Origin of the sequence: Paenibacillus sp. FSL R7-0026 (genome assembly GCF_038004485.1) — a bacterium.
Classification (GTDB): domain Bacteria; phylum Bacillota; class Bacilli; order Paenibacillales; family Paenibacillaceae; genus Paenibacillus; species Paenibacillus xylanexedens_A.
On sequence record NZ_JBBORG010000001.1, the window covers coordinates 4,935,180 to 4,949,580 of the forward strand.

Here is a 14,401-nt window from a genome sequence, read left to right on the forward strand (position 1 = left end):
AATTATAACTCTTCACCATTGGATTCGATGACTTTTTTGTACCAGTGGAAACTCTTCTTCGGTGTTCTGCTCAAGTCTCCGTTACCGTCGTTGTCCTTGTTGACATGAATGAAGCCATAACGCTTCTTCATCTCTCCAGTGGATGCACTAACCAGGTCGATACATCCCCACATGGTGTAGGCAATCAGATCTACGCCGTCAGCTACCGCTTCTTTCATTTGTTCAATGTGACCTTTCAGATAATCAATGCGATAGTCATCCTGAATGGAGCCGTCTTCCTCTACCACATCGACAGCGCCCAGACCGTTCTCAACCACCATCAATGGAATCTGATAACGATCATACAGATGATTCAGTGTGTAACGCAGTCCTTTTGGATCGATCTGCCAACCCCAGTCGGAAGCTTCGAGATATGGATTTTTGATACCGCCCAGCAGATTACCTTCTGCTCTCTCGAGGGACTCGTCCGCACTTTCAACCAAAGACATATAATAACTGAAGGAATAGAAGTCTACGCAGCCTTCACGCAAGGTCTGTTCGTCTCCCGGTTGCATCTCGATCTGGATACCTTCTTCGGCGAAGAAACGTTTGGCGAATCCAGGGTATGCACCACGAACCTGAACATCACCACAGATCATATTGGAGATTTGGTCTTTCTTCTGTGCAAGCAACATGTCGTCCGGGTTACATGTGTTTGGATAGGTTGTCATGAAAGCGACCATACAACCAATCTGGAAATCAGGGTTAATCTCATGTCCCAGCTTCACCGCTTTGGCACTGGCAATGAATTGATGATGTAATGCTTGGAAACGAGTCTGTGGATCATCCACTCCGTCGACAAGTGTTTCTTTGCCTTCAAACAGAATACCTGCAGCCATATAAGCACCCATCGGCATCGTCAGACAGTTGATTTCGTTGAACGTAAGCCAGTATTTCACTTGATCTTTGTAGCGGTTGAAGAGAGTTGTACAATAACGGATATAACAGTCGATAACTTCACGGGAAGCCCAGCCGTTATACTTCTGTGTCAGACCGAATGGCGTTTCATAATGGGAGATCGTTACGAGCGGCTCAATATTGTATTTTTTCAACTCGGCAAAAACATTGTCGTAGAACTGCAATCCCTCTTCGTTCGGCTCCAGATCGTAACCGTTCGGATAGATCCGGGACCAGTTGATGGACATGCGGAACATTTTGAAGCCCATCTCTGCCATCATGGCAATATCTTCTTTGTAATGTCCGTAAAAATCAACCGCTTCATGGCTCGGATAATACGTGCCCTCTTCCAGTACAGGCGTAATCCGGCGTGGAATCGTGTGGGTTCCCCCTGTCATCATGTCAGACGTGCTTGGCCCCTTACCACCCTGGTTCCATCCACCCTCGAATTGATTGGCAGCCGTTGCGCCACCCCAGTAAAATCCTTCTTTCATTGTCATGACCAGTTCCTCCTTCATATCTCAACAAGACTATGTAACCAGTGTACCATCCATACCCTGACACCTATTGTCATGGTATAATCAGAGCATGGAAAATAACCGACTATTTCGAATGTTGCTTTTGTTATTGGAGAAAAAGAAAGCCACTGCACCAGATCTCGCCCGTTTGTTCGAGATTTCTGTACGCACGGTGTACCGTGATATCGATCGGTTGAGTGCTGCGGGCATTCCCGTCTATACGACGACCGGTAAGCATGGCGGTATCCATCTGATGGACAACTATGTCATGGACAAGTCCCTGTTGTCGGAAGAAGACCAGAACGAAATTTTGATGGGGCTATACAGCATCAGTGCGATCCCCCATCTTAACAGTGCCCATATGCTGCAACGGTTAACCGCCCTTTTTGATCACAAGCTGGATTGGATCGAATTCAATTTCTCACCATGGGGCAGCATCCCTTTACAGGAGAGAGAACTGTTCAATCAGGTGAAGCAGGCTATATTAACGAATCAACTGATTACGTTTCATTATGTTAATTCGGATGGTGAGAAGAGCATGCCGACTGTGGAGCCACAGAAGCTTATATTCAAAAACAGTACATGGTACTTCAAAGGCTATATTCATGATGATCCTGATCGTAAAGAATTCGAGACATTTAAGATGAAACGGATCACCCAGTTGACTTTTCTAGCGAGAAAACACGATCACTCTGTTACTGCCGGATCAAACGACCCTGAATCAGAGGCAGCTCCTGTCCTGACTCCTCTTACACTCTCGTTCTCCAGCAACATTGCATACAGAGTACATGATTTTTTCGAACCCTCCCTCATTAAAAAAGAGCCTGATGGCAGGCTCCGTGTGTCTCTCGAACTGAATGTAGGGGAATGGCTCTACTCCTTCCTGCTGTCATTTGGTTCCGAGCTGACCGTAATCGAGCCTGTTCATGTTGGACAGGAATTGCTCAGACGTCATATCAAAGCCGTTGAACATTTGCAGAACGTCATGAACAAACTTCCCAACAATGAATGATATAATATAGGCCTATACAACTTTTGATCACAGCTGACTCTCCGTCATCCATCTGACCGAAGGAGGTTTATCCATGCAAGACATTAGACGCAACAATGTGGAACGTTTCAAAGGTTTCGGTACGTTATACGATCAGAACCGACCAGCTGCTCCCACTGAAGTGGTGGATATTCTAACGACATATCTTGGCAGCACACCGCGTATGGTCGCAGATATTGGCTGTGGCACCGGCTTATCCTCCTGGATCTGGCTTAATGAAGCTGAACGTATCATCGGCTTTGAACCCAGCGATGACATGAGGTCTGTAGCAGAATCCAAGTGGGAAGCTGCCGGGAAGCCGGATAACCTGCGATTTGTATCCGGCTTGTCTCACGACCTCGGACTACCAGATGGCAGTGTGGATGTGCTAACCTGCTCCCAATCGTTTCACTGGATGGAGCCGCAACCCACACTACGCGAGTTTGCACGTGTACTTCGTACAGGGGGCATATTTGCAGCCTACGATTGCGACTGGCCGCCAATGTTAGACTGGCAGTTAGAACAAGCCTATCTGCAGCTGAATAAGGAAGCAGATCAACGAGCAGCCCGTCTGGCTCCCCAAGATAGTCAGGCACACAAATGGAGCAAGGAGGGGCATTTGCAGCAGATTCAGCAGTCCGGGCTGTTCCGATATGTCCGGGAAATCGTATTTCATCACCACGAGACATTCACTGCCGATCGATATGTCAATCTCGCCCTGAGCCAAGGCGGCCTGCAAACGGCGTTGAAGCTCGGAGCGGATGATCTATTAACAGCTGCTGACGAGTTCAGAGCGCTGGCTAATCGTGTATTTGACGGAGAATCCAGAGAAGTACTCTTTTCTTATCGCATGCGCCTTGGTATTGTTTGAAAATCGTCCGTTGCTTGTATCTCTCATACATACCAAAATGAAAAAGGAGGTCCTACACGTCATAAACATGATCTGTAGGACCTCCTTTTGTCTACATCCTCAAGAAGAGAATAAGTCACTTAATTGTCGCTCCTGTACATTCAATGCCAACACCAATTTTGTTGGGTCTTGTCTTGAATAGATGACATTAATGATATGACCTTGCTGCACCTGGGGCAGCGCAGATGACAAAATTTCTTTTTGCGTTGTCACATTGAAGGTTTCACCGTTCGTTTTCGTTATGCTGAGTTTGAGCTGAAGCTTGATCTTATTACTGCCTCCACTCCCAAGTGGAGTGACATCAAGGATCTTGGCCATCGCTTTTTCCCCTGTTCTTGCAATATCCATCATTTCAGGTGATACCCCTTGCTGTACCATCTTTTCATCCAACAATTGCTGCATATCCTCCTGTGATAATTGCCCATTCATATCAAGCCCTACCTTGCGTTCATCCTTTACGGAGACCACTAACGGAATAAAACTGCCCGGCTGAAACTGTGCCATGGAGGTCAGCGGAATGACGGTTTTCATCTCCGTATCGTATTTCTCACGCCCCTTGCGCGACACCGTCAGACCCAATCGAACCTCAGGCTGTTCATTAATATACGTACCTGTCTGTTGTATAGTCTTAATGACCCCAACTGCTGGTAAACCTGTCTTCACTCGACCTACGCCAAAAATATTGCTCAAAATCGCAGGAACAAAAATCAGTGCAAACCCGGCAAAGATCGCCGGAGTATACCACCATGCCTGCATAATCATAAACGGATCATCCCACAGCTGCTGTGCCAGAAATGGGGAGAACCCCACTCCGAACACCGTTAATACACCAATGAATCTCAGGAAACCTACCATATGATCCACCCTCTCTTAATCCTTCTCTTAATATCTCTAATTACCGTTGTTATAAGCATTATATAAATAGATTATGACTGTCTTATAACCAAATACCTTCTAGATGGACAATAGCCCCATGTAGATCAGCTCGGACGGATTCGCTGGATTCTGACCTAATCCCACCCGATCTCCAACTCGTGGAATCTGCATTTTGGACACCAATGTCTCCAATGTTCGCTGATACTGGTTGCCATTCGTTTCTGTCACATCCAATACAAGCACAACAATCGGATCAAAATTGATCAGTTTGCCTGTATCGGTGATTGTCACCACCGTAGCCGTAGCTGTTAAAGGCAGAGAACCACTCGCTGCCAACTGTGCCTGCTTCGCCGAATCCAGACTTTGGTTGATCGCCTCCCGATGTTCCTTTGATACAAAACCTTTCATCATCATGCCAGTGAGTCCTTTATTCATCATTTTATCCGCTTTAGCAATCGCATCTTCTTGTTTGTTCTTCTTACCGAACCATCCCATATCAAGCACCTCATTTGTTTTATTTTTATTTATAGTTAAATTATAATCACGGCGGCTTGTCCTTGAATACCCTTCTGACGGCATACAAAAAAAACGAAAAACCCGGCAATTGAATTACGGGATAATCGTTTTTTGGGTAAGGAATTATACTAATTCCGCAAAAAAAGACTTGCTAATCCGATCTTCATTTCACGATTGGCGGCCATATTTTGTGCCAAGAGTTTTGGTAATGCACCAAATCATGCCATAATGAGGCTCTTCCAAGCCGATTTCCACTCTATTTTTTGCGTAACAGATAGACCAGCTTTCGATAATACATCGCCGCTTCTTTGTATTTACGCTGATCCTCAGACACTACTGCCATCCCTTCATATAACGGTTCAAGCCGCATGACATGCTGCGCGGATTCAAAATAAGGCAGACACGCAAGTGCCCGCTCCATGAAAACCTCGCGATCTCCATGTGCAAGAGCCAGATGACTCTGGTAGAAGGTTGCGCTCATCTGCTGGTCCTGTGTTGTTGCACATTTTAAGAGTTGATCTACACTCTGCGCGAGCACGCCCCAGTTCTTCCGTGCCAGAGCTACTTCGCATCGATACACACTGACGAGCGGCTGCATTGCTATCTGTGTTTCTTCCGTTTCCTTCTGCAATAACGATTCAAATCGTTCAATCTCCGTCTGTGCCTGATCCAGTTCACCTGTCATTGTTAACATGACAATGCGATTGTTGGCAATCGCCGTTACCAGATCTCCCTGGTTGCCCGCATACACGAGGTTTGCCTCCGCCATGGTTAATGCCGAGAGTGCCTCCTGAACCAGCCCCATTGCGAAGCAATACCCACTATATGCTACATATAACCCGGACAACCGATGGAACATCCGCTGATCATAGACATGACGCATCGTAAGCTCAAATACCTGTTTTGCCTCTTCGTACTGTTTGACCTGGATGTAGGCTTCCATCTTGATATTTTGCACAGACAGCCAGAATTCACTGCCAGGGAGTGCCAGCTCACTGAGCCTGGTTGCATGAGTTAATACATCCACAAAGGCCATTTTGGAGCGATAATATTGTATTTTATAGAATAAAAGTGCCTTGACTAACGGGCGCGGCAGATCAATATCGTCTGGACGACCGTATTTCTCCAGGTAAAAATTGAGGTAAGACGTATGTATATATTCATGAGCCGTTGCATCGTTTAATTGCTGATAATAGACCGCCTTCATTAAGGCCGTTGTCAACTCTACGGTCAGCGCGTCATCCCGATCTCCCAGTGCATGCACCGTATCTTCAGATATCGCCGACGCTGGAACTGACATTTGTTCGAAAATAACCTCTGCCCGTTCGAGTGTCTCCTCGTCCTGAGCTGCAGCCTTTAGAATATAGGAAGGGGATACCCCAAGACGCCCGGCGATGGCTTCTGCCAAGTCCTCAGGGAGAGGATAACGATCCGCCAGGATATTGGCAAAGTGGGCCTGCGTGACCAGACCTTCCACAAGGTCTTTACGGGAGATTTGTTTTCTTTTGCTTAGCAGTTCAATGCGTTCCTTCAGCATGGTATCCCTGTCCTTTCTATCCTAACTAGCGAGTACATTCTATTCACATCATCGCAAAATTAGAGATATAACGCCACCCTTCCAGTGAAATCAAACGAAACGGTTTCCGTTTCCGAGGTAATTGTTTTACAATAAGAAAGTATGTGTAAGAGCATTTTATCGAAATGCTGAAACATGAGCTGAATATGAAAGGATGCAAATAAATGATTATTAAACCAAGAACACGTGGTTTTATTTGTACCACTTCCCATCCTGTAGGTTGCGCTGCGCAAGTGCAGGAACAGATTGATTATGTGAAATCCCAGCCTCAGCTGAAAGGACCGCGTAATGTACTTGTCATCGGTGCTTCCACCGGATACGGTCTGGCGTCACGCGTTGTCTCTGCTTTTGGAGCGGGAGCGAATACGGTCGGCATTTACCGTCCGAGCAGTTCCACAGAGAAACGTACAGCTTCTGCAGGCTGGTACAACTCCGCTGCATTCGAAAAAGCCGCGGAGGAAGCAGGACTGAAATCGTACAGCGTTACAGGTGATGCATTCGCAAACGAAACACGAGACAAAGCCGTTGAACTGATTCGCAGTGAACTCGGTCAAGTCGATCTGGTCGTATATAGCGTAGCCTCGGCACGCCGTACCGATCCGAACACGGGTGAAGTATTCAACTCTGTGCTGAAGCCTATCGGACAATCCTACACGAACAAAACGGTAAACTTCCACACAGGCGAAATTAGCTCCGTTACCCTTGAACCGGCAAACGAAGAGGAAATTCGTCAGACGGTAACCGTTATGGGCGGAGACGATTGGGAACTATGGATGGATGCCCTGCAACAAGGCGGCGTGCTTGCTGACGATGCAACAACGATTGCTTTCTCCTACATCGGTCCTGAACTTACGCATGCCATTTATCGTGATGGTTCCATCGGTCAAGCCAAGAATCATCTGGAAGCGACTGCACACAAGCTGAATGATCGCCTAAGTGCAAAAGGTGGACGTGCGTACTTAACTGTAGCCAAGGCGCTGGTGACTCAATCCAGTTCTGCAATTCCAGTCGTGCCGCTGTACATCTCAGCATTGTACAAAGTCATGAAAGAAAAAGGATTGCATGAAGGATGCATCGAGCAATTGCAACGTCTGTTCGCTGATCGCTTGTATGCGGGGGGAGAAGTTCCAACCGATGCCGAAGGCCGTATTCGCATTGACGATTGGGAGATGAGAGCTGACGTTCAGGAAGAAGTGGCGAAGCTCTGGAATGAGTTGACCACAGAGAACATCTACGATCTGTCCGATCTGGAAGGTTACCGTCGCGAATTCTTCCAGCTGTTTGGTTTTGAAACCGATGGTGTGGATTATGAAGCAGATGTTGATCCCAACGTTGAAATGCCTCATCTGGTGAACTAAAAAAGTTTGGATATTAAAATCAAATGAAGAAGGAGGGGCCCTCTGGCTCCTCCTTTTTTTATCCCTTTTAGATTCTCCCCCCTCTTAACAATTCCAATTCCCCGTATCCATACATTCTTTCGTGTATCCTCTAATCAAATCAATTTAAGCTGCTTTTTCAGCTCTTTCGGTACCGTCTTCTCGATAGTAATGGAACGTGCTCCATGCATGGACGCAAAGAATTGAAGCCCCTCCCGAAAATCCGTAATCCATTCCTCCACAGGTGGAGCAGTCTCTTCCATTGATAACAAACGAACGGTAAGTACTCCCGTTTTGCGATCAAGTCGTGGGTCCATACGTCCAATCAACCGATCACCGTGAAGAATAGGCATGGCATAATAACCGTAGGTTCTTTTCACCTCTGGGGTATAAATCTCCCATTTATAATGAAAATCAAATAAATCAACAATACGTTCTCTTCTCCATAACAGGTTGTCCAGCGGCGGCAGGAAACGTACCGGGCCAGACGGATCATAGTGTGGCTCTTCCCTTTCCATGTGTAGCAGCAAATCCTCATCTTCAGCACGAATATAATAAGGCGTGGCCACGTCCTCCACCTTAAGTGGGATCATTCGCCCATCTGACACACGGGCAGCAATATCGGCGCGTCGTTCAGCCGCTGTAGATTTTAACCAACCCAGACGGGGATCACGGGCATCTACGACACGATACGCATGAATGTATTTATCCAGCAGAGCCTGTCTCTGGACCAACACATCCATATCTTCTTTCGGAAGTCCCTGTTGCTGCAATTCGGATTCGGTAATATGAAAATAACGTTCATTCCCCTGCCTCGCCACCACTCGAATCACAGCGGAGTCCAACAGTAGATTCAGAGCAAGTGTGGTATCCTTGGTCTTTGGCACATCTGCACTGTCCCAGTAACCACTTACCCGCTCAACAGCACGAAAGGCTCTGGAAGGTAAAGGTCCTTCTTCCTTCAAACGTTGTAACACATGCTGCACTGTCTTCTCCAGACCTTGCAAGGACGGAGCCAGACGCTCCCTTAATCGAGCACGCACAGGTTCAAAGAGAGCATAGTCTTCCATTGGAATGACACAGGCAGCATTTGCAAAATATTCAAACACTTTGTGATCACTCAGCAGTGTATTTAAGCTGTCAGCAGTATAACCAAGGTCACGAGCCCCCAGCACCAAATGCTGGTTTCCAGTTACAGCAGCCACAGGATCGATCTGCACGCAACCAAGGGAGCGAATCAAACTCAAAACTTGGTTGGGTCCCGAAGGTAAGGAAACTGCGGGCCAACGTCCCAGTAAAGCTTGCGTTTGCAGCAAAAAACGCCGAACGATTTTTTTATTCATGTGCAGCGCTGTTGTCATATGTATAGGTTCTTCCCTTCATTTAATGTACAAGGATTCATAGTTCAGTTCATTAAGATTGATTTTAACAGTCCACATCATTACTTTCCAACCAAAGAAAGAATTCAATGTCTTACTTATCCAGCAATCCGGTCCTTATGGACAAAATAAAAAGAAGCACCACCATCCTGGATGATCTGCTTCTTGTGTTTAACCTTTTGCAATTTTTCCTGCTTCGTAGGCATGAGCCGCACATGCTGGGATAACGCACCATAATCTCCGTTAACTCTTCGGCTCTGTTCCGAGCACCATTGACCTGACCGCTCTGCTTTGCGTAATGCTTTTTGTGTTTGTGTACGTGCCATAATGGATCACACACTCCTTTGGTTGATATACACTCAATATATCATGTGCAGCTACGCAAGTGAAGGTGAAGCTTTTTTGTTGAAGCGGATAAATTAATACAAAAGTTCTTGAAATCAAAAAAGGCCGCTATTATTAGCGTCCTTTTTTGATCTTTCATCTTCTTTATTGTTCAACTTTAAACCATGGACCTGCATTTTGTATGACACCCCATAGTTTCGCTGGCAACACAAGATCTCTAACGTTAGATGATTTAATCACGTTTTGAATTTCCGCCTCCCTTCCTTGTTGAACTTTTTCAACCCACTCTGGATCGGAGATTAATACACGTCCAATTACCGCTAAAGAGAGTCCTCTCTCCATACTTTCAGAGACATCCTCTGGGCTTTCCAAGGCACCCGCTGCAATTACAAAAATCCGATTGTTGGCATGTTCAACAATCAGCTCAAGATACGTTTTTTTGTTATCTTGGTTATATTTTGATTTTGACGTAAGGGCTTGTACCAAGGAACCATGAACATAATCAACATTTTCTTCAATCAGTTTATCAATCAGTGCGTAAGTATCTTTCATTCTAAGGGCATCTTGTTGATGTTCTTCTGGGGAAATGCGGTAACCTAAAATAAAAGGTTTTGTCGAATATTTTTCAATAGCTCTTTTCACCTCTCGAATAACAGCTATTGGAAAACTTAGACGTTTTTCCAGTGATCCCCCCCATTGGTCTTGACGTTTGTTGAAGAATGGAGATAAAAAGCTTTGAAGTAAAAAACCGTGGGCTCCATGGAGTTCAACACCGTCAAAACCAGCTTCAATTGCACGTCTTGTAGTTTCACCGAACGCATGTATAATTTCCAGAATTTCTTCATGTGTGAGTTCTCTAGGGGATACTGCTTCAGTCAGAGCAACACCGCTCGGACTTACCACGTCACCATTAGGAACTAATTCAGCAATCGCTTTATCTCCAGCATGGAACAATTGAAGAATTGCTGGAGCTCCTCCACTCTTAGCAGCATCTGCCAATTTTTTTAGACTAGGGATAAATGAATCATTATATGCGGCGAATTCATGTGTAAATCCAATCCCATTGGGTAGGACATGAGTACAGCCCGTGATAACTAAACCTACACCATTCACTCTTTTTTTATAATATGCAACTTCCTCATCGGAAATCGTGTAATCATCATTACTTGACCATGTCGTCATCGGAGACATAACCACTCTATTCTTTAAGGTAATCCCTTTATTGAATGTAAAAGGTTCAAACAAGTTATTAAATTTACTCATTGTACGTTCTCCTTTGTATTTTGATTTCTAAGTGCTTATTTATGGAACAGATGAAGGTAACCTACGCTCATTCATCCCAACCACAAGTTCTACTCAAGAATATCAGGTTAACCTAAGGGGAAGTAAAGCAGGAATTTGACACGTAATTTCGGACGATTTACTTTTAATAATTTTCTATTGTGATAAAATAACAGTTACAGTAACTGTAACTATGGAGGCGATCAGATGTTTTTTTCAATGAAATATGTGGTGGAGAATTATAATATAACTGCAAAGACACTTCGATTTTATGAAGAGCAAGGGATATTACCGAATATTTCACGCGACGAAAAAGGGAATAGAGTTTATACCGAACAACAAATCGATTGGATTTCTTTTATTCTTTGTCTCAAAGAAACAGGAATGCCACTTTCTAAAATTAAAGACTACAAAGAATCTTATGAGATGGGGAACTCCACCTATTTAGAAAGAGAGGAAATGTTAAAGAAACATAAAATTGAATTACAAAAGAAAATCGAAGAAAGTTTGAAACATATGGAAGAAATAAATTATAAATTAGCTATGTATGAACTTCAAAAAGATGAGGTTAGGAAAAATCCTAACCACAATTTTAAATGTCACGGCCTTGAGGTGAACATTGTCGATACCCGGGGAGGTGAATCAAATATTCGGAATGCTACAACCAACAGATGAACAAACGGAGCTCGAAATATCTATCCAGAAAAATAACCAATCGCCTATATTACCTAGCGATTGGTTATAATTGTTTTAAAATCTGCATCTGTCCCAGCCATCCGTTTTTTTTGAGGGAACCTCCACGGTTATAACGTTAATCCTGACTACATTACTACTTTCGATTATTTTAAAAAAATCTACGTTAAAGCACAGTAACACAATGCTATCTAGCGGGATTGCCGCTTTCGCCGGGACTGCCACGTCTCGATTGGTTCGTGGTCATCTTCTTCGATCAGTTCCAATGCTTCTTCCACTCTTCTGGCTTTGAATAACAGAATTAATTCCATCAGGTCTTCCCGGTCCAGCAGCTTCACACCATTAACCGCTGCAAGCGTCCGACAGGCTTCGGTGTAACGAGCGGACGTTAATACAATCGACCGGTCGGCTTCATAATAACGCATGGATGTATATATCTCCTGCACAGCACTCAACCCTACGGGATGGTTCGCACCATATCGCTTCGCTTGTATCACACTTCGTCTGCCGAGTCTATCAACAAACACCAGATCTGCCCCAAAATCCCGGCTTCTTGTTGTCTTATGCACCTCATCGTACCCGAGCTCTTCGAATAAATGATAGAGATATAATTCAAACTCCGAACCATCCTCCATCTTGTCGATGTCCTTTATTGTGATCTTACGAGGATTGGCTTCACTTCGGATCCGCTGCCCGCGCCCGATAACCCGCCGAATAATCCAGGCCAGCAACAACAATATGATGATACATCCAATGACCCATAGGGTCACATTTTCACTCCAGTTCATAGCTGTTCTCCTTGTTCATTTCCTATGTTCTATCCAACGTCTTACGTAGATATGGCTTGTCACCGCACTAAATATATCAGACTTCCACCTTCATCGAAAGAAGATGAATTCCCTGTAACCGTTAGACTTCCCCAAACATGGTCATTTCGATAAACCAATGATAAAAGGTTACAGTGCGTTCGGTTGAATTCAGCTTGACTTTAATGGTAAAATTCAACAATCGGTTCTATTTTGTACCGAAGAAGAAAGGTGGTTTATCACTTGCATACATTGACCAAACACAAGTCCAAAACATGGGCTGCCCTCATTCTCAGCGGCATGCTCCTCTTCACCATGAATACAACAGGTTACGCCGCTGCTTCAACCGAATCCATGCCCAAACCGGCGTGGACGTCATCTTCCCTGATGTTATCTGAGGCTAATACAGAGAAAGATGTCCTGATCAAGGGAATCAATGCCGTGCCATCCAAAAACCTTGTATATGTACATGCCTCCCAGCCTGTGACCAAAACAAGCAGCAAAACAACGCTGGACTGGCAACTGGACTCCCTTCAGGCATTCGATGCTACAACTGGACAATTGAAGTGGAATACGATATTCCATGAGAAAAGTGGTCCTTACACCACCTACTCCGATTCGGTATATGCCAGCAACGGTACAGCCTATGTATATATGGAATATTCGGACAAAACCAAAAAATTGTACTCATTCAATACATCCGGTAAAACCAACTGGGTCAAAACGGTGAATTCACCTGCAAGCATATCCCTACTGGATAACGATACGCTGATCGTTGCTTCAAGTCAGGGTGTGCAATCGAATGGTTCGGTTCGCTCAGCCATCTCGTTATATGACAAGAAGGGCAAGCTGATTACTGAAAAAAACATCAACGGCAACGTGCTTAAGGCTGACCATGGTCGAATTGTAGTGGATGCCAGTAAACAAACCAAGGTAGGCAACTTCTGGCAGCAAGCTGCGAATCCCAAAGTAGAGATCTATGATCGTACGTTGAATCGTCTGTCCTTCTACCAATTCCCTGCCAATGCAAATACATTAGGAGATGGCGGCGGTGAATCGCTGGCCATTCTCGACGATGGTTCCATCATTATGCGCGCCAATTTTGAGAACACCGGGAACCGACTGATGGGCTTTGGCACCGATGGCAAGCTTGCTTGGGGACGTGCCATTGCTGGTGGTGCCTACATTCAGACGGCTGGCAACGGTTATACAGTCTTTACAGGGCAGAAGCTGGAACTGTACACGATGAAAGGCAAAGTGACTGAGCGTACATTCAAGGACGCACAGCCTGCGTTGATGCATGTCGACCAGACACAGGATGGTCAGTATCAGCTTGATTTTGCCAAAACAGGATACATTCTTGATCCACAGACGCTGGAAGACGTGCATATCTACACGACCAGTGCCTCGGTTCCTTCATTAGAAGGTGTCTCTACTTATGTGGATGATGTCATCTATTCCATGAACAATGAGACATTGTCCAAATATGTACTGAAGTCCAATTCTGCAAAATAAATACTCGATCTAATAATAAGCCGGGAGAGTTCCATAAGGAGCTCTCCCGGCTTATTCATTGGCAGGATAGAATCATCCTATTTCCAATTCTCGTCTATAAATTCGTCCCGTCCGGATAACGCACGGTCTTCCTTATAATGTTTCTCGTTTTTCTTGTGGTAATCCTGATGATAATCTTCAGCCGGATAGAATATAGCTGCATCGCGAATTTCCGTAACAATCGGTTGACTGAATCGACCGCTGGCTGCAAGTTCCTGTTTGGACTGTTCAGCAAGCTCACGTTGACGTTCATTATGCACAAAGATCGCCGTACGATACTGTGTCCCCCGATCCTGGAACTGGCCTCCGTCATCCGTCGGATCAATCTGTGGCCAGTACAGCTCCAGCAGTCGTTCATAAGGGAATACATCTGGATCAAATTTAATCTCAACCACTTCGACATGACCGGTCTCCCCGGTTTTGACCTGCTCATATGTTGGATTGTCGACGTGACCGCCAGCATAACCTGATATAATGCCATGAATGCCCGGTTGTTCTTCAAACGGTGTAACCATACACCAGAAACATCCACCGGCGAATGTAGCTTTTTCCATTCCGTTCATCCCCTCTTATCGAAACTATCTATAGAATACTGATGCTAAGTT

The 14,401-nt window shown here is 45.1% G+C and carries 14 protein-coding genes; 5 read left to right on the forward strand and 9 right to left on the reverse strand.

Annotation, left to right across the window (positions count from 1 at the left end; all coding sequences use genetic code 11):
* Positions 1 to 2: 2 nt before the first annotated feature.
* On the reverse strand, positions 3 to 1,436 hold the full coding sequence (locus MKY44_RS21605; RefSeq protein WP_076252895.1) for a glycoside hydrolase family 1 protein: 1,434 nt from the start codon (positions 1,434 to 1,436) through the stop codon (positions 3 to 5).
* 88 nt (positions 1,437 to 1,524) lie between these two features.
* On the opposite strand from MKY44_RS21605, the gene MKY44_RS21610 reads away from it, so the two are divergent.
* Positions 1,525 to 2,466 carry a helix-turn-helix transcriptional regulator gene (locus MKY44_RS21610; RefSeq protein ID WP_341008548.1) on the forward strand — a complete coding sequence of 314 codons (942 nt, stop codon included), beginning with the start codon at positions 1,525 to 1,527 and terminating at the stop codon, positions 2,464 to 2,466.
* A 73-nt stretch (positions 2,467 to 2,539) separates the two neighbouring features.
* The gene (locus MKY44_RS21615) at positions 2,540 to 3,355 is read left to right on the forward strand and encodes a class I SAM-dependent methyltransferase (RefSeq protein WP_341008549.1); all 816 of its coding nucleotides are present in this window, start codon (positions 2,540 to 2,542) and stop codon (positions 3,353 to 3,355) included.
* A gap of 99 nt (positions 3,356 to 3,454) precedes the next feature.
* Here MKY44_RS21615 and MKY44_RS21620 read toward each other — a convergent pair whose 3' ends face one another.
* The 3 genes from MKY44_RS21620 to MKY44_RS21630 form a co-directional block, all read right to left on the reverse strand.
* Entirely contained in the window at positions 3,455 to 4,249 is a 795-nt protein-coding gene (locus tag MKY44_RS21620) for a hypothetical protein (RefSeq protein ID WP_341009923.1), read from the reverse strand.
* Positions 4,250 to 4,348: 99 nt separating this feature from the next.
* Complete coding sequence (locus MKY44_RS21625; RefSeq protein ID WP_211082569.1) at positions 4,349 to 4,765, reverse strand: hypothetical protein; 417 nt, start codon at positions 4,763 to 4,765, stop codon at positions 4,349 to 4,351.
* Between the two features lie 277 nt (positions 4,766 to 5,042).
* A complete protein-coding gene (locus MKY44_RS21630) occupies positions 5,043 to 6,323 on the reverse strand; it encodes an XRE family transcriptional regulator (RefSeq protein ID WP_341008550.1) in 1,281 nt (426 codons plus the stop codon).
* 203 nt (positions 6,324 to 6,526) lie between these two features.
* Between MKY44_RS21630 and fabV the strand changes: the two genes are divergently transcribed.
* Positions 6,527 to 7,720: an enoyl-ACP reductase FabV gene (gene fabV, locus MKY44_RS21635; protein WP_341008551.1), complete on the forward strand. Its 1,194-nt coding sequence runs from the start codon at positions 6,527 to 6,529 to the stop codon at positions 7,718 to 7,720.
* A 134-nt stretch (positions 7,721 to 7,854) separates the two neighbouring features.
* Here the strand turns inward: fabV and MKY44_RS21640 are convergent, their stop codons facing one another.
* The 3 genes from MKY44_RS21640 to MKY44_RS21650 all read right to left on the reverse strand — a co-directional run bounded on the left by MKY44_RS21640 (position 7,855) and on the right by MKY44_RS21650 (position 10,725).
* Positions 7,855 to 9,099, reverse strand: a complete 1,245-nt coding sequence (locus tag MKY44_RS21640) for a DNA glycosylase AlkZ-like family protein (RefSeq protein WP_341008552.1) — start codon at positions 9,097 to 9,099, stop codon at positions 7,855 to 7,857.
* A gap of 116 nt (positions 9,100 to 9,215) precedes the next feature.
* On the reverse strand, positions 9,216 to 9,443 hold the full coding sequence (locus tag MKY44_RS21645; protein WP_315938477.1) for a hypothetical protein: 228 nt from the start codon (positions 9,441 to 9,443) through the stop codon (positions 9,216 to 9,218).
* Between the two features lie 163 nt (positions 9,444 to 9,606).
* Positions 9,607 to 10,725 (reverse strand): NADH-dependent flavin oxidoreductase, encoded by a 1,119-nt coding sequence (locus tag MKY44_RS21650; RefSeq protein ID WP_341008553.1) that lies wholly within the window; start codon positions 10,723 to 10,725, stop codon positions 9,607 to 9,609.
* 225 nt (positions 10,726 to 10,950) lie between these two features.
* Between MKY44_RS21650 and MKY44_RS21655 the strand changes: the two genes are divergently transcribed.
* Positions 10,951 to 11,418 carry a MerR family transcriptional regulator gene (locus tag MKY44_RS21655; RefSeq protein WP_210109096.1) on the forward strand — a complete coding sequence of 156 codons (468 nt, stop codon included), beginning with the start codon at positions 10,951 to 10,953 and terminating at the stop codon, positions 11,416 to 11,418.
* Between the two features lie 209 nt (positions 11,419 to 11,627).
* Here MKY44_RS21655 and MKY44_RS21660 read toward each other — a convergent pair whose 3' ends face one another.
* Entirely contained in the window at positions 11,628 to 12,224 is a 597-nt protein-coding gene (locus MKY44_RS21660) for a restriction endonuclease (protein WP_341008555.1), read from the reverse strand.
* A gap of 261 nt (positions 12,225 to 12,485) precedes the next feature.
* Between MKY44_RS21660 and MKY44_RS21665 the strand changes: the two genes are divergently transcribed.
* Positions 12,486 to 13,757, forward strand: coding sequence for a hypothetical protein (locus MKY44_RS21665; protein WP_341008556.1), 1,272 nt, complete (start codon positions 12,486 to 12,488; stop codon positions 13,755 to 13,757).
* Between the two features lie 77 nt (positions 13,758 to 13,834).
* On the opposite strand, the gene msrA is transcribed toward MKY44_RS21665, so the two are convergent.
* Complete coding sequence (msrA, locus tag MKY44_RS21670; RefSeq protein ID WP_341008557.1) at positions 13,835 to 14,350, reverse strand: peptide-methionine (S)-S-oxide reductase MsrA; 516 nt, start codon at positions 14,348 to 14,350, stop codon at positions 13,835 to 13,837.
* Positions 14,351 to 14,401: the final 51 nt, after the last annotated feature.